Genomic DNA, 15,082 nt, shown 5'->3' on the forward strand with positions numbered 1-15,082 from the left:
GCCCAATCCGGCGGCGTTTTTGTTTGATGGTGCTGATTGCGCCCCTTACGGGAGCGGCATCTTACTGAGCGTTCTTCTGAGCTTCGATCAGCTTCTGGCGCGCTTCGTCAGCGCGGCGCTGAAGTTCCGCCTGCAGCTCTTCCTGCTTCTTCTGCAGCGCTGCCACATCCATTGGTTCGCCGTCATAGATCTTGGTGAAGCCGATGAGGGTGAGTTCAAGCGGGATGGCCTTGGCCTGCTGGTTGAGCGTGGTCAGGATCAGCTTGCCGCCCTGCTTCATCGAAGTGATGAAGGCATCGTCGATCACGAGTTCAGAATAACAGGCGTTCGGGAAGCAAATGCCATACTTGGCCTGCACCTGCTTGCCGGCATCGATCTGTACCCGCAGACCAGGCTGGATCAGCATGCCGGTCGGCACTGCGATCAACAGCGTCTTGCGCGCTTCGCCGTCGATTTCGCGGATGGCGACCGAGCTCAGGAACTGTCCTGTGTTGGTCCGCAGTTCCTGGGTGATCAGGCAAATTTCCTTGTTCACCTTGGGGTCGACGTTACAGACCTTGACCCAGGGAGATTCCTGTTCCTCGCTCTGCGCGGAGACGGCACCCACAGAAGAGGAAAAAGCCAATGCCGCGACAGCGCAGCCGAGCAGTCCTCTTTTGAAAATACTTTTCATTCGAACCATCCTCAATCGTACGTTCGCGAATCTTCCGCCCTTCTGAGGCATTCGCGCGGCAACTTCAAGTGCCCGGGCCCCCTATAGCCAACAGAAACACCGTAGCGTGATGAATAGGGCGAGAGGGTGACCGATATGCAACGCCTTTAGAAAACCGGTGAAACAGCAGCAGGGGCGCAACAGGCGCTCACAATCGTAAAATTCCGTTAACCATGTGATAGCATCCTTGGCAGAATCAAATGTCAGGGTTTGGTGAATTTCGATGAATGAAAATCTGTCCGGCCTCGCTGCGCGCGTATATCCCAGAGCGGGTGCTGCGCTTGCACGCACCCTTGCCGCCGCTCTAGCGATTTATGCCGCGCCGGCGGTTGCGAACGAGGACGTTCCATCGGTGCATGCAATTTCAATGCACGGCGAACCGGCTCTGCCCGCGGACCTGACATCCCTGCCCTACGCCAATCCCGACGCCCCAAAGGGCGGTGTCCTGACGCTCGGAGTGCAGGGCACCTTCGACAGCCTGAACCAGTTCATCGTCCAGGGTGGCTGGACGAGCGCACGCGGAATGAAAGAGCGCCAGTTCGGCAGCAACATCTTCGAAAGCCTGCTGATGCGCTCCTATTCCGAGCCATTCACGCTTTATGCCCATCTTGCCGAATCCGTGAGGATGCCGGACAGCCGCGAGTGGATCGAGTTCACCCTCAATCCCAACGCCCGTTTTTCCGACGGGTCGCCAGTCACGGTAGAGGATGTTGCGTTCTCCTTCGACATCATTCGCGACAAGGGGCGCCCGCCTTACCGGAACTGGTACGGAAGCATCATCCGCAAGGAGTACCCTGCCGAGCGCACGATCCGGCTGGTCTTTGAGAATGGCGACAACCGGGAACTCCCGTTGCTGATTGCACTCGCTCCTATTCTTTCCAAGGCAAATACCGACGCCGAAAATTTCGACAAGTCCTCGCTGGTTCCGCCCATCGGGACCGGACCCTATACCTTTGCCGAAATCGAGCCCGGCAAGCGCGTGGTCTACAAGAAGAACCCGGACTATTGGGCCAAGGATCTTCCGATCAAGGCTGGCTTCGATAATTTCGATGAGATCCGTATCGAGTATTTTCGTGACGAGACCACGCTTCAGGAGGCCTTCAAGAAGGGTCTGATCGACGTCCTGCAGTTCCGCGACCCTGCCCGTTGGACGACCGGCTTCGACTTCCCCGCTGCCAAGGACGGGCGTGTCGTGCAGGAGACATTTCAGATGGGCACTCCCGCGAACATGCAGGGCATTGCCTTCAACACCCGCCGTCCGGTTTTCTCTGACGTTAAGGTTCGCCGCGCTCTTTCGATGCTGTTCGACTTCGAATGGGTGAACCGGAACATCTATTACGGCCTCTACAAGCGCACGGCAGGTTTCTGGGACAGTTCAGAATTGTCCTCGATCGGCCATGTTGCAGATGAACGTGAACGCGAGTTGCTTGCCCCCTTCCCTGAGGCTGTAACGCCCGAAGTGCTGGAGGGAACCTGGCGTCCGGCGCAGGCGGATGGCTCCGGTCGTGACCGCAAGGTGTTGAAAGCTGCGTTGACGGAATTCGGCAAGGCCGGTTTTTCCCTCAAGGACGGCAAACTTGTGAACAGCGCAACCGGTGATGCGCTTACCTTCGAGATCCTCACCAAGAACGAGGACGAGGAAAAGCTGGCCCTGGCCTACACCCGCACGCTGAAGCTCCTGGGAATCGACGTTTCTGTTCGCACGGTTGACCCGTCCCAGTTCGAGGATCGCCGGATCAAGCGGGACTTCGACATGGTGTTCAACACCTGGTACGCGTCGCTTTCCCCGGGCGCCGAGCAGTATGGCCGCTGGTCGACAGCCTCTGCCGATGCCGAGGGGTCGTTCAACATCGTCGGAGCGAAGGACCCTGCCATTGATGCCTTGATCGATGCCATCGTCGGCGCAAGAACCAAGGAAGACTTCGTCTCGGCCGTTCGTGCATTCGATCGTGTCCTGATTTCCGGGGCGTATGCCGTCCCGCTCTATCACGTGCCAAGCGTCTGGATGGCCCGATGGAACACCGTCGTCCCACCGGAACAAAACTCGCTTTATGCCGATGAGGTCGACACCTGGTGGTCGGCTGCGGCTAAGGGCAACTGATCGGAAAACAGAGAACCATGAAACCAGTTTCCGAACACCTGTCGAACGAATACCGGGAAGAAGGCGGATGGGGGGATGTCACCCTCGATGGCTTGTTTCGCCGCACCGCAGCCTCACATCCCGAACGTATAGCTATCGCGGATGCACCCGACCGGAGCGAGTGGACCGGCGGCGAACCGCGTATCCTGACCTATGCAGAGGCGGATCACGAGATTGACCGGCTTGCTGCCTTCTATCATGCCGTCGGCCTCAAGCCCGATCATGTCATAGGTATTCAAGCGCCCAATACGGTCGACACGGTCATCGCCTTCCTGGCGGCGTTGCGTGCAGACCTCGTGGTATCGCCTCTGCCCCTTCACTGGCGCCAAAAGAACGTTCTGGCGGCCCTCAATTCAGTTGGCGCAAAGGGATTCATTGCCGCAGACCGTGTGGAGACCCGAATGGTCGGCACCGCCGCGCGCGATGTTGCGGCCGACCTATTCTCGCTCCGCTTCGTCTTCGGCCTCGGCAAGGACATTCCCGATGGGCTTATTGAGCTCGCGCCCATGCTTGCGGAGATGGGCGACAGCCTGGAACTTGCGCCAAGCGAACGGGAAGAAGCGGCAGACCATACGGCGACGATTTCCTGGAGCCGAAGCAGCGGCGAAACGGTACCGGTCACACGGTGTCACAATCACTGGGTCGCGGCAGCGCGGCTTACATTTGAAAAGACCGGCCTCACGGACGGCGCAAAGCTGCTTGTTCCCTATTCGCTGAGCGGGCTGACCGGATTGGGCGCAGGCCTGATGCCCTGGCTGTTGTCGTCCGGCAGCCTCCATCTTCATCACCCCACCTCCCTTGCGCGGCTCGCAAAACATGCAAATGCGGTCGGGGCAGATTTTGTCCTGACGCCCGGTCCGCTTGCTCCCTCGCTGGACAAGGGCTTGTCGAAGAAGGACACGGTAATCGGCGCGGCATGGAGCATTTCGTCGCCGGCACCGAGCCGCTACAAAGCCAGGCACCGCCTCCTCGACATACATATCGCCGACGAGTTCGTGCTTGTCGCCCAGGAGCGCGCCGACGGCGAAAGCCCGGAGGCTGTCCCTCTGGGAAAGTTCAATGGGTCTAACGGGCACGAAAGCGGACCAGCCCTTTTTGAACTTTCTACCGCGACAGAAGGCGATGGGGCTGAAACGACGCTGCTTGTGAAGGGAGCGGCGTCGCCGGAAGCAGTATGGCGGACCGTTCCGGCCGAAAAGTGCTTTAACCGGAATGGCGAGGGCTTCATCGAGACAGGTATTCGCGTCGAACCTGTCGATGGCGGTGTCGCCGGTTTCGGGATCCCGGGCATCTACGCACCGGGCGGCTATGACCTGGAGACGATCGACAGCCTGTTCATGTCCTATCCTGGCCTGCAGGATGCGGCCGCGTTTCTGGTCGAAGATGATATTCTGGGGTCGAGGCTCTACGCGGCTCTCGTTCCGCAAAGTGGCACTGTTCCTGACGCAAAGGCGTTTTTCGCCTATCTCGATGCGGAGGGGGCAGATCTGGCCCACATTCCGTTCCGTGTCCTCATCCTGCAATCCCTGCCACGTGATCTTGATGGCAACGTAGACCGGGAGCGACTGACACTGCGAACCCAACGTCTGTCGGCTCAGGTTGCCTAGTTTGCCTCCCCGTTGTGGTCGCGCCAGGGGACGGGTTCTTTCCGGGCGCGCCCTCTTCGCGGCACCATTCATGCGTGCTTGTGCTCCCAGGATGCTTCCTGCAGCATGGAGCCGAGTTGATCGTTTCACCCCTAGTCAGTTGCGTCATGGATAGCGAAGCTTCATTTCTATGGCATGGGCCTGTCTGGTTCGCCGGGCGCCCCTTCCCCGGGACCGGCCCGAAGATCCCGGGGCTGACCGGCGATGTCGATCTGGTCGAGACGGCACGTGTCGGCCATGCCCTTGACGCCGAATTGCCAGCTGCAATCGTCATCGATCTTGCCAGCATCTCCGAGAGTGGCCTGGAAGCCGATTTCTGGGATATCCTGCAGGCGGGCGTCGCGAGGCTTGAGACGGACGTCCCGATCATCTTCCTCGCGCAGCCAGGTGAAACCATTCCCGAAGGGGTACGTCCGGACGTGATCGTCGATAAACGGATCCCGGACCTGAGCCTTTTCAATCTGGTCTGCGACACGCAAAGGGCTTTGATGCGTTCCGAAGAAGCCCGGATCCGCCGAAAGACTTTCGGTCGGGTTCCGGGATACGGCTCCGCCGCCCATCACCAAGGTACGAGCGGGCTGCTGGTCATCGGAATGGGGGGGCGTTTTCTCGACCTTCAACGCGCGCAGGATCGGAAGGTAACGCTGGTCGGTGCTTTCGATCAGAACATGGGGGAACTGTTCCTGTCCCAGCGCGGGTTCGATGCCGTCATCCTCGATTCAACCTTGGATGCGAGCCTCGAAAATCTTCGGCAGATCCGGATGGATGCGCGTTATGCATCGATGCCTGTATTGGTCATTGCCGACAACACAGTCGACATCCCCACCTATTTCGAGGCAGGTGCAAGCGATGTCCTCATGCTGCCGATGGAGACGCCGGAACTCAAGTTCCGGCTCGCAACCGCCATCAGGACGGGCAAACGCCGCCGCCTCGCCGACAAGACCCTTGCGGAGAGCCACAAGTGGCTCACGCAGCAGCTTGCACGCGGTGGCGTGACGCAAGATCACTACAGCCGATATCTCGAAATGGCCGAGAATGCCCTTGGCCGACGCGGCCTTGCAGTCTGGGAAATGCGGCTTCTGCCGGAGAATTTCGAGACGCCGGCGATGGCGACCATGCTGGCAACCGATCTCTACGGCACAGTTCTTTCGATTGCTGATGCGACGAGCCGGGAAGAAGACCTGGTTTGTTTCGTCCATGACGTCGGTCCGATCGCAGTCCTGAAGAGCGAGCGTGGCAAGCAGCGTCTTCAGGCGCGCATTAACGCAATTCTAGGCCACACGCGGCTTTGAGGACCCATGGTCTGGATTGTTTGACCGGTTGATCCTAGGTTAGGGATTAAGAATGCGGACCAAGAGGCATCAAAAATGAACGCTGTGAACGAACCAATCGCCATTGATGTCGTGTCGGACGTCATGTGCCCCTGGTGTTTCATAGGCAAACGCCGGCTTGAATCTGCGTTGGCACAGGTAACGGATCTGAATGTCACGGTGCGCTGGCACCCCTATCAGCTTGATCCGACCTTGCCCAAGGAAGGCAAGGACCGGCAACGCTATCTGACCGACAAGTTCGGCGCGGACCGTGCAGTCTCGTTCTACGAGACCATCAAGGCCGCCGGCACGGAGGAAGGCATCAACTTCGCCTTCGACAAGATCGAGCTATCGCCGAACACCCTGGATAGCCACAGGCTGATTCTGTGGTCGCGCGCCGATGATCTCCAGGATGAAGTCGTCGAACGCCTTTTCAAGGCTTATTTCATAGACGGCGAAGACCTGACGAAATCTGAAACACTCGTCCGGATCGCGGAAGACGCCGGAATGCAGTCCGACCTTGTCGAACAATTGCTGGAAACGGACAGCGACCTCGACAAGACACGCAAGCAGATCGACCAAGCGCGCGAAATGGGTGTGTCCGGAGTTCCCTGCTTCATCATCGACGGCCGTTTTGCGATTGCAGGTGCGGAAAAGCCGGAAACACTGGCAGCGGCAATTCGCCATGCGGAGGCGACGCGCACGAACGAGCCTGCGTAACAGCAAAGCTGCGCTGCCCGCTGACGTCTTTTCCGGAGCGTCAGACGGAAACAAAAAGCCCCGCATCATTGATGCGGGGCTTTTCTTTTCAACGCTAACGTAGAACCAGCCGATTAGCCCTTCAGGATCGAGCGGCCAGCGAAATAAGCCTGCGGGCCGAGCTCTTCCTCGATACGGATCAACTGGTTGTACTTTGCAAGCCGGTCCGAACGTGCAAGCGAGCCGGTCTTGATCTGACCGCAGTTGGTCGCAACGGCGAGATCTGCGATGGTTGCATCTTCGGTTTCACCAGAGCGGTGCGACATCACGGCGGTGTAGGACGCCTTGTGGGCGGTTTCGACGGCGTCGAGCGTCTCGGACAGTGTGCCGATCTGATTGACCTTGACGAGAATGGAATTCGCAACGCCCTTCTCGATGCCCTGACGCAGGCGCTTGGAGTTGGTCACGAAGAGGTCGTCGCCAACGAGCTGGCACTTGTTGCCAATGAGGTCGGTCGTGATCTTCCAGCCTTCCCAGTCGTCTTCCGCAAGTCCGTCCTCGATCGAAATGATCGGGTAGCGGTTGACGAGGTCTTCCAGATAGCGGGCCATTTCTTCTGGAGAAAGCGTCTTGCCTTCACCTGCAAGCACGTATTTGCCGTCCTTGAAGAACTCGGTCGAAGCGGCGTCGAGTGCAAGGAACATGTCCTCGCCCGGCCTGTAGCCGGCCTTTTCGATCGCCTTCATGACGAAACCAATGGCCGCGTCGGTCGATTCAAGGTTCGGAGCGAAACCACCCTCGTCACCAACATTGGTGTTGTGCCCTGCGTCCTTCAGCGACTTCTTCAGCGTGTGGAACACTTCTGCACCCATGCGGACGGCTTCCTTCAGCGAGGAAGCGCCAACCGGCATGATCATGAACTCCTGGAAGTCGATCGGATTGTCTGCATGTTCACCGCCGTTGATGATGTTCATCATCGGAACCGGCAGCGTGCGTGCGGAGGTGCCGCCGACATAGCGGTAGAGCGGCAGGCCGGAGGACTGGGCCGCGGCGCGCGCGACGGCCAGAGATACACCGAGGATCGCGTTTGCACCAAGACGGGCCTTGTTCTCGGTACCATCCAGCTCGATCATCGCTTCATCGATCTTGAGCTGGTCTTCGGCATCGAGACCACCGATCGTTTCGAAAATCTCGCCATTGACTGCGTCAACCGCCTGTTGCACGCCCTTGCCCAGGAAACGGTCGCCGCCATCGCGAAGCTCGACGGCTTCGTGAGCACCGGTCGACGCTCCGGAAGGGACGGCGGCACGGCCGAAGGAACCGTCTTCGAGGAAGACATCGACTTCAACGGTCGGGTTGCCACGGCTGTCGAGAATTTCCCGGCCGATGACGTCAAGAATAGCGGTCATGTTTCACTCCATAGAACTGCCGGAGACGGCAAATTGTGGTGCCGGGTGTTCCCAGTCCGGCATTCGACCAATCAGGAGAGGCTGACTGATCTTGATTGACTTCCGAGTGCCCCGGAAACGACAGAGGCCGCCATTGGGCGACCTCGAAATTCAGCTGGCGCGATTGCCTTTAACGACGGCATCAATTGCCTGAAGTTCGGACAACAGCGCTCCAAGATCCTTCAATGCGATCATGTTCGGGCCATCGGAAGGTGCGTTGTCCGGGTCCGGGTGGGTCTCGATGAAGAGCCCACCGACGCCGACAGCAACCGCCGCGCGCGCCAAGACCGATACCATGCGACGATCCCCTCCGCTCGACCCGCCAAGTCCGCCTGGCTGCTGCACGGAATGGGTTGCATCAAAGACCACAGGAGCGCCGGTTTCTGCCATGATCGGCAGCGCGCGCATATCGGAGACGAGGGTGTTGTAACCGAAGCTTGCGCCGCGTTCGGTCAGCAACACATTTGCGTTACCGCTTTCGGTCACCTTGGTGACGACATTTTTCATGTCCCAGGGAGCCAGGAACTGGCCCTTCTTGACGTTGACCACAGCGCCTGTCTTGGCGGCAGCAATGAGCAGATCGGTCTGCCGGCAAAGGAATGCCGGGATCTGGAGGATATCGATGACCTCGGCCACCGGCGCACACTGTTCAGGACCGTGGACATCGGTCAGCACCGGCATCCCGAAGGTTTCCTTGATCTCCGCGAATATCGGAAGTGCCTGCGCCATTCCGACGCCACGCTTGCCGGACAGAGAGGTGCGATTGGCCTTGTCATAGGAGGATTTGTAAACAACCGGGATGCCAAGCCCACCGGCGATTTCCTTCACGGCTGCTGCACATTCCAGCGCGTGGTCTCGGCTTTCCATCTGGCAGGGACCTGCGATCAGGCTGAACGGGGCAGCATTGTCGAAGGCAACAGATCCTGCACGGACGACGGAATTGGGTGAAGACATGAGGGTTCCTCGATGAGAGCCGTGGTGAGGTCGGACATCTGTGTCGGGCCGTTGCATACCCTTTCTAAGGCGTCCTCGCAATATTGGGAGTGGCCGAATCTTCGCGACGCAGGGTCTTTGTTTCCCCTTGGTATTTTTGTATATTGCTTAAGCGGTCACGCGTTAGATTGAATCGTGTGGGCGTTAGCTTCCGTTGTCTTCCGGTTGACATATTCAGGAACCTATCTGGCGCGAATGCGTTCAGTTCCAGGCATCTGAATGGACACGTTTCAAATCGGAGTGAGGCTTTCGTGCCGCGTCGAGGTATCAAAAGGGACTTCAAGTTTTATGCCGAAACCAATCCGCAAAGCCGTCCTTCCAGTCGCAGGGTTGGGAACAAGGTTTCTGCCGGCGACAAAAGCCGTTCCCAAGGAAATGCTGACCATCGTTGATCGGCCGATCATCCAGTACGTGGTTGACGAGGCGCGGGCGGCGGGTATCGAGCACATCGTTTTCGTGACCGGGCGCAACAAGACGGTCATTGCCGACCATTTCGACCGGGCCTACGAACTTGAGGAAACCCTCAAGCGGCGGAACAAGGAAGAAGCGCTGAAGCTGCTTGAAACGTTACGCCCGAACGCCGGGTCCACCAGCTTTACCCGCCAGCAGGAACCCCTTGGTCTTGGTCACGCGATCTGGTGCGCGCGAGACATCATCGGCCCGGAACCGTTCGCCATCCTGTTGCCGGACATGATCATCAAGTCACAGACGAGTTGCCTGAAGCAGATGGTCGACCTTTACAACGATACGGGCGCGAACATCATCGCGGTCGAGGAAGTACCGGAAGACCAGACCCATCAATACGGGATCGTGGAACTCGGCGATCGTATCTCCGACCGGGCATCCAAAATCACGGGGATGGTGGAAAAGCCGGCTCCGGGAACCGCCCCGTCAAATCTCATGATCACCGGTCGCTACATCCTGCAGCCTGAAATCTTTGATCTGCTCTCCCGCCATGAGAAGGGAGCTGGCGGTGAAATCCAGCTGACGGACAGCATGCTCGCCCTGATGGAAGATCAGGATTTCGCATCGCTGCGTTTCGAGGGTCGCAGCTATGACTGCGGGTCCAAGGCAGGCTTCCTTAGCGCCAACATTGCCTATGCTCTGGAAGACACGCAGCTTGCCGAGGAGCTGCTGCCGCTCCTGCACGAAATGATCAAGGTTCCTGCGGCTGCCGCAGAATAGAAGCGGGTTCCGGCGGACAGCTTCAAACAACGACTTGCAATGCCTGTCCGGTTCCGACTACGACAACACCGGGCCGCGAAATCGCGGTCCGGTTTTCTTTTGCCGAAGCATCCAGGACCGCCATGTCAGTTTCCCTTCCCAGCAAGCACCGCATCGCCGTTGTCGGATTGGGATATGTCGGGCTTCCGGTTGCCTGTGCCTTCGCGAGAAGCGGGTTCGATGTCGTCGGCTTCGACATAAAGACCGGCCGTCTTACAGATCTTGAACGCGGCGTGGATCCCACGGGATCGGTAACTCCCGATGAGCTGAAGGCCGCCAAGCTCCATTTCACAGGCTCCGCCCCGGAGATGTCCGACTGCAATATTTTCATCGTTGCCGTCCCAACCCCGGTAGACCAAGCCAAGCGTCCGGACCTGACACCCTTCGTCAAGGCCGCTGAGACTGTCGGGTCGGTCATGAAACGCGGCGCCATCGTCGTATTTGAATCGACGGTCTATCCGGGCGCTACCGAAGATGTCGCCCTACCGGCACTGGAAAAGGCTTCAGGACTGCGCTGCGGGAGCGATTTCGAAGTCGGCTACTCACCGGAACGGATCAACCCAGGCGATACGGAACGAAGCTTCTCCGATATCGTGAAGATCGTTTCTGCAAGTTCCGACGAGGCCTGCGACGTCCTTTGCGACCTCTATGGATCCGTCGTGACCGCCGGCATCCACCGAGCTCCCTCCGTCAAGGTCGCTGAGGCTGCGAAGGTGATCGAGAATACCCAGCGTGACCTCAACATTGCTCTGATGAACGAGCTGGCGGTCCTGTTCCACACAATGGGAATAGACACACGGGACGTGCTTGCCGGGTCTTCGACCAAGTGGAACTTTCTGCCATTCCAGCCGGGTCTCGTTGGCGGTCACTGCATCGGCGTCGACCCTTACTACCTGACGCACAAGGCCAACGAAGTTGGTATGACCCCTCAGGTCATTCTGGCCGGACGCGGCACCAACGAGGCGATGCCAGCGTTTATTGCCGGGAAAATCATCCAGGCCTGCGTCAAGCTCGGCCGCAAGATGCCGCCCAGGATCGCAGTGCTCGGAATCACGTACAAGGCGAACGTGCCCGACACCCGGAATTCGAAAGTCGTCGACCTGATACGTGAGCTCGAGGAATTCGGGGCGCAGGTCGTGATTCATGACCCCCTCGCCGACCCGTCCGAGGTTCAGGAGGAATACGGCCTCTCGCTCTCAACGCTTACTCAAGCGAAAGGCGCCGATGTCGTGGTTCTGGCGGTGCCTCATCATGCGTTCTTCGAGGGCGGCGATGCCTGGTCCTTCATCTCGTCGCTGAAGGGGGACGGACGGTGCCTCGTCGCCGACATTCCCGCGCGGCTGGAACGCAATGCGGTGCCAGATGACCTGGTGCTTTGGAGGCTTTGAACCGGCGCCGATGAAATCAAGACCTCTTGAGGTCTTACGAGGTCAGTCCTGCCATCAATCTCTTTAAACGAATCGAGCGTATAGTAACTGCAGTCCAACGACGGGAGCAGTTCAGATGCGGAACGTTTTCTTTGTGTGTCTTTGGGTTACGATCGGAGGAATTCTGGTCGGGTCGCCGCTGAGTGCGTCGGCAACAAGCCCCTCCTCCGCTTTCCAGTCCATCATCAAGAACCAGATGCAGGCGTTCCGATCCGGGAATGCGGACCAGGCGTTTTCCTTTGCAAGCGGTGATCTCAAGCGCCGTTTCCAGACGCCGTCGGTGTTCATGGAAATGGTCAAACAGGGGTACCAGCCCGTTTACCGGCCCAAGTCGGTCACTTTCGGTTCCTTGCGCGATACCAAATCCGGACCGGTTCAGGAAGTCTACGTGGTCGGCCCCAAGGGCAACACCTGGCTTGCTCTCTACAGTTTCGAGCAGCAAGCAGACGGGACCTGGCTGATCTCGGGCTGTTACCTGACAAAGTCTCCGGGCCTGACGGCCTGACAAAGGCTTACAACGGAAACTCAGAGCGCGGCGATATCGCCGCGCGCCCAGTCTTCCTTGGTCTTTGCGTAGAAATCTTCGAAAGCACCTGCCTCAATCGCGTCGCGCATGCCCTTCATCAGGGTCTGATAGTAGGCGATGTTGTTCCAAGTGAGCAGCATGGCAGCGAGACCTTCACCGCAGCGCACAAGATGATGCAGGTAGGCGCGTGAGTAGCCGGAAGTTGCCTGGCACTCGGCCGCTTCATCGAGCGGACGCGGATCTTCGGCGTGGCGAGCGTTCTTCAGGTTGACCTTGCCGTAGCGGGTATAGGCCAGACCGTGCCGTCCGGCGCGGGTTGGCATGACGCAGTCGAACTGGTCGATGCCACGCTTGACGCTTTCCAGAAGATCGTCCGGCGTGCCGACGCCCATGAGATACCGTGGCTTGTCGACAGGCATGACCGGGGTTGTGACCTCGAGCATCCTCAGCATCACTTCCTGAGGCTCGCCGACAGCAAGTCCGCCGACTGAGTAGCCCTCGAAAGGCATCTTCGCCAATTCCTCGGCAGAACGGATCCGCAGGTCCGGAACATCTCCACCCTGCACGATGCCATAGAGGCCCTGCCCCTTGCCCGGACCGCCCATCGCCTCGAACTGGGTGCGAGAGCGTTCAGCCCACCTGAGCGAGAGCTCCATCGCACGCTGAACTTCCTCGCGTGGCGACGGCAGCTTGATGCACTCATCCAGCTGCATCTGGATATCAGACCCAAGCAAACCCTGGATCTCGACGGACCGTTCCGGGGTCAGATGATACTTCTGTCCGTCGATATGGCTCTGGAACCGGACGCCGTCCTCGTCGAGCTTGCGCAGCTGCGCCAGCGACATGACCTGAAAGCCGCCACTGTCGGTAAGGATCGTGTGCGGCCAGTTCATGAACGTGTGCAGGCCGCCTAGGCGGGCGACGCGTTCGGCCCCGGGACGCAGCATCAGGTGATAGGTGTTCCCAAGAACCACGTCGGCACCGGTTGCCTGGACCTGTTCGGGATACATCGCCTTGACCGTTGCCTGCGTGCCGACCGGCATGAAAGCAGGTGTGTTGACAATGCCATGGGGCGTCGTGATTTCACCCCGGCGTGCCATTCCGTCCGTTTTCAACAGCTTGAAGGAAAAAGGGTTGGCGGACATGTCGTTCATCCTTCTGCCTTCGCGGACACCGCAGGAAACAGCAGTGACGCATCGCCATAGCTGTAGAAGCGGTATTCAGAGGCAATTGCATGGGCATAAGCCCGTTTCATGGTCTCAAGGCCGGAAAAGGCCGAAACCAGCATGAAGAGTGTGGAACGCGGAAGATGGAAGTTCGTCATCAGCGCGTCGATTGTGCGGAACCTGTAGCCGGGAGTAATGAAGATGGAGGTCTCTCCACGGAATGGGGCAAGCCCCTCTGGCCCCTGCGAAGCGCTCTCCAGAATCCGCAACGAGGTGGTTCCCACCGACACGACACGATTGCCACGAGCCTTGACGGCACGAAGCGCCGCCACCGTCTCTTCGGAAATCTCGCCCCACTCGGCATGCATCTTGTGCTCGGCGGTGTCGTCTGCCTTGACCGGCAAAAAGGTACCAGCGCCCACATGCAGCGTCACCCGATGTTGCTCGATGCCGCGGTCGGTAAGGCTCTGGAGCAGCTCCGGTGTGAAATGCAGACCTGCAGTTGGAGCGGCAACCGCTCCTTCGCGATCTGCGAATATCGTCTGGTAGTCCGACTTGTCCTGTTCGTCCTCACCGCGCTGAGCCGAAATGTAGGGCGGCAGCGGAATGTGCCCGACATCCATTATGGCTTGGTCAAGCGCGGGTCCCGCAACGTCGAATACCAGAAGCACTTCGCCTGCATCGCCCTTGTCGGCAACCGTCGCATCCAGGACAGCCGACATGCAGGTGTCGTTCTGGATGCCAAAACGCACGCGGTCACCGATGACGAGCTTCTTGGCCGGACGGACGAAGGCCCACCAGCGGTCTTCTCCTGCGCGTAGATGCAAGGTGGCGCCAATGCGCGCAACCGCATCGCCGCGCGTGCGGGTGCCTTCAAGCTGAGCCGGAATGACTTTCGTGTCGTTAAAGACCAAAGCGTCTCTCGGCTCAAGAAATTCTGCCAATTGGCGAACGCCGACATCCGTCAGTTCCGGGTCGGACGCAGGATTGACGACAAGCATTTTTGCCGCGTCGCGCGGGCGTGCAGGACGCAGCGCAATTCGCTCATTTGGCAGCTCGAAGTCAAAAAGGTCGACACGCATCGGATCGGAAAGCTTTCCTGAGAGAGTGGTGGTGGGGATTTAAGCGTACGTGCTGCACCGTCAAGGTGCCGCTATTAGCTCTTGAAACTATCCGGGTCAACTTGAGCAAGCGCCATTGCAGACGTGTCATGAAAACAGCGCGGAACCAAGGGCTCCGCGCTGCTGTAGTCGAAAAAGTGGCTGTGCCAATCAGGCAGCGTCGGCCGCGACCTTTACCGAGACGATATTGTCCGGGTTCTGGACCGGCTCGCCGCGCTTGATCTTGTCGACGTTGTCCATGCCTTCGACGACTTCACCCCAGACAGTGTACTGACCGTCGAGCCAGGGAGCGTCGTTGAAGCAGATGAAGAACTGGCTGTCGCCGGAGTTCGGGTCCATGGCGCGGGCCATGGAGCAGGTGCCACGCACATGCTTTTCCTTGGAGAACTCGGCCTTCAGCTTCTTGCCGGAACCGCCGGTGCCGGTGCCCTGAGGGCAGCCGGTCTGGGCCATGAAGCCATCGATGACGCGGTGGAACACGATGCCGTCGTAGAAACCTTCACGCACCAGTTCCTTGATACGGGCGACGTGGGTCGGCGCAAGGTCAGGCTTCATTTCGATCACAATCGGGCCCTGGCTGGTTTCCATCAGCAGCGTGTTTTCGGCGTCCTTGATCTCTGCCATGTCTTTCTCCGTTGTTCGGGGCACGGCCCCTGATATCTTGGTGTGA

At 59.1% G+C, this 15,082-nt stretch carries 13 protein-coding genes; 7 read left to right on the plus strand and 6 right to left on the minus strand.

What is annotated here, in order from left to right; all coding sequences use genetic code 11:
• Positions 1–61: 61 nt before the first annotated feature.
• Positions 62–673, minus strand: a complete 612-nt coding sequence (locus ACN0SY_RS00780; RefSeq protein WP_417683853.1) for an invasion associated locus B family protein — start codon at positions 671–673, stop codon at positions 62–64.
• Positions 674–935: 262 nt separating this feature from the next.
• Between ACN0SY_RS00780 and ACN0SY_RS00785 the strand changes: the two genes are divergently transcribed.
• From ACN0SY_RS00785 to ACN0SY_RS00800, 4 genes are all read left to right on the plus strand, one after another.
• Complete coding sequence (locus ACN0SY_RS00785; protein ID WP_417683854.1) at positions 936–2,813, plus strand: extracellular solute-binding protein; 1,878 nt, start codon at positions 936–938, stop codon at positions 2,811–2,813.
• A 17-nt stretch (positions 2,814–2,830) separates the two neighbouring features.
• Entirely contained in the window at positions 2,831–4,459 is a 1,629-nt protein-coding gene (locus ACN0SY_RS00790) for an AMP-binding protein (RefSeq protein ID WP_417683855.1), read from the plus strand.
• A gap of 146 nt (positions 4,460–4,605) precedes the next feature.
• Entirely contained in the window at positions 4,606–5,790 is a 1,185-nt protein-coding gene (locus ACN0SY_RS00795; RefSeq protein ID WP_417683856.1) for a hypothetical protein, read from the plus strand.
• 75 nt (positions 5,791–5,865) lie between these two features.
• Positions 5,866–6,528, plus strand: coding sequence for a DsbA family oxidoreductase (locus ACN0SY_RS00800; protein ID WP_417683857.1), 663 nt, complete (start codon positions 5,866–5,868; stop codon positions 6,526–6,528).
• 113 nt (positions 6,529–6,641) lie between these two features.
• Here ACN0SY_RS00800 and eno read toward each other — a convergent pair whose 3' ends face one another.
• Together eno and kdsA are read right to left on the minus strand one after the other, a co-directional pair.
• The gene (gene eno / locus ACN0SY_RS00805) at positions 6,642–7,916 is read right to left on the minus strand and encodes a phosphopyruvate hydratase (protein ID WP_417683858.1); all 1,275 of its coding nucleotides are present in this window, start codon (positions 7,914–7,916) and stop codon (positions 6,642–6,644) included.
• A gap of 150 nt (positions 7,917–8,066) precedes the next feature.
• Entirely contained in the window at positions 8,067–8,909 is an 843-nt protein-coding gene (gene kdsA, locus ACN0SY_RS00810) for a 3-deoxy-8-phosphooctulonate synthase (protein WP_417683859.1), read from the minus strand.
• Between the two features lie 327 nt (positions 8,910–9,236).
• On the opposite strand from kdsA, the gene galU reads away from it, so the two are divergent.
• From galU to ACN0SY_RS00825, 3 genes are all read left to right on the plus strand, one after another.
• Positions 9,237–10,133: a UTP--glucose-1-phosphate uridylyltransferase GalU gene (gene galU, locus ACN0SY_RS00815; protein WP_417683860.1), complete on the plus strand. Its 897-nt coding sequence runs from the start codon at positions 9,237–9,239 to the stop codon at positions 10,131–10,133.
• A gap of 122 nt (positions 10,134–10,255) precedes the next feature.
• Complete coding sequence (locus tag ACN0SY_RS00820) at positions 10,256–11,560, plus strand: nucleotide sugar dehydrogenase (RefSeq protein ID WP_417683861.1); 1,305 nt, start codon at positions 10,256–10,258, stop codon at positions 11,558–11,560.
• 115 nt (positions 11,561–11,675) lie between these two features.
• Positions 11,676–12,104 carry a DUF4864 domain-containing protein gene (locus ACN0SY_RS00825; RefSeq protein ID WP_417683862.1) on the plus strand — a complete coding sequence of 143 codons (429 nt, stop codon included), beginning with the start codon at positions 11,676–11,678 and terminating at the stop codon, positions 12,102–12,104.
• A gap of 20 nt (positions 12,105–12,124) precedes the next feature.
• On the opposite strand, the gene tgt is transcribed toward ACN0SY_RS00825, so the two are convergent.
• The 3 genes from tgt to ACN0SY_RS00840 form a co-directional block, all read right to left on the minus strand.
• Positions 12,125–13,270: a tRNA guanosine(34) transglycosylase Tgt gene (tgt, locus tag ACN0SY_RS00830; RefSeq protein ID WP_417683863.1), complete on the minus strand. Its 1,146-nt coding sequence runs from the start codon at positions 13,268–13,270 to the stop codon at positions 12,125–12,127.
• 5 nt (positions 13,271–13,275) lie between these two features.
• Positions 13,276–14,373 (minus strand): tRNA preQ1(34) S-adenosylmethionine ribosyltransferase-isomerase QueA, encoded by a 1,098-nt coding sequence (gene queA / locus ACN0SY_RS00835; protein WP_417683864.1) that lies wholly within the window; start codon positions 14,371–14,373, stop codon positions 13,276–13,278.
• Between the two features lie 189 nt (positions 14,374–14,562).
• A complete protein-coding gene (locus ACN0SY_RS00840) occupies positions 14,563–15,036 on the minus strand; it encodes a peptidylprolyl isomerase (RefSeq protein WP_417683865.1) in 474 nt (157 codons plus the stop codon).
• Between the last annotated feature and the right edge of the window lie 46 nt (positions 15,037–15,082).

Source organism: Roseibium sp. (assembly GCF_048261595.1).
In the GTDB taxonomy this organism is placed as follows: Bacteria; Pseudomonadota; Alphaproteobacteria; order Rhizobiales; family Stappiaceae; genus Roseibium.

Bases quoted from the DNA above. Each gene is read 5' to 3' on its own strand.
- ACN0SY_RS00800 (WP_417683857.1), top strand. From the start codon at position 5,866: ATGAACGCTGTGAACGAACCAATCGCCATTGATGTCGTGTCGGACGTC.
- ACN0SY_RS00840 (WP_417683865.1), bottom strand. From the start codon at position 15,036: ATGGCAGAGATCAAGGACGCCGAAAACACGCTGCTGATGGAAACCAGC.
- galU (WP_417683860.1), top strand. From the start codon at position 9,237: ATGCCGAAACCAATCCGCAAAGCCGTCCTTCCAGTCGCAGGGTTGGGA.
- ACN0SY_RS00785 (WP_417683854.1), top strand. From the start codon at position 936: ATGAATGAAAATCTGTCCGGCCTCGCTGCGCGCGTATATCCCAGAGCG.
- ACN0SY_RS00825 (WP_417683862.1), top strand. From the start codon at position 11,676: ATGCGGAACGTTTTCTTTGTGTGTCTTTGGGTTACGATCGGAGGAATT.
- ACN0SY_RS00820 (WP_417683861.1), top strand. From the start codon at position 10,256: ATGTCAGTTTCCCTTCCCAGCAAGCACCGCATCGCCGTTGTCGGATTG.
- tgt (WP_417683863.1), bottom strand. From the start codon at position 13,270: ATGTCCGCCAACCCTTTTTCCTTCAAGCTGTTGAAAACGGACGGAATG.
- ACN0SY_RS00790 (WP_417683855.1), top strand. From the start codon at position 2,831: ATGAAACCAGTTTCCGAACACCTGTCGAACGAATACCGGGAAGAAGGC.
- ACN0SY_RS00780 (WP_417683853.1), bottom strand. From the start codon at position 673: ATGAAAAGTATTTTCAAAAGAGGACTGCTCGGCTGCGCTGTCGCGGCA.
- ACN0SY_RS00795 (WP_417683856.1), top strand. From the start codon at position 4,606: ATGGATAGCGAAGCTTCATTTCTATGGCATGGGCCTGTCTGGTTCGCC.
- eno (WP_417683858.1), bottom strand. From the start codon at position 7,916: ATGACCGCTATTCTTGACGTCATCGGCCGGGAAATTCTCGACAGCCGT.
- kdsA (WP_417683859.1), bottom strand. From the start codon at position 8,909: ATGTCTTCACCCAATTCCGTCGTCCGTGCAGGATCTGTTGCCTTCGAC.
- queA (WP_417683864.1), bottom strand. From the start codon at position 14,373: ATGCGTGTCGACCTTTTTGACTTCGAGCTGCCAAATGAGCGAATTGCG.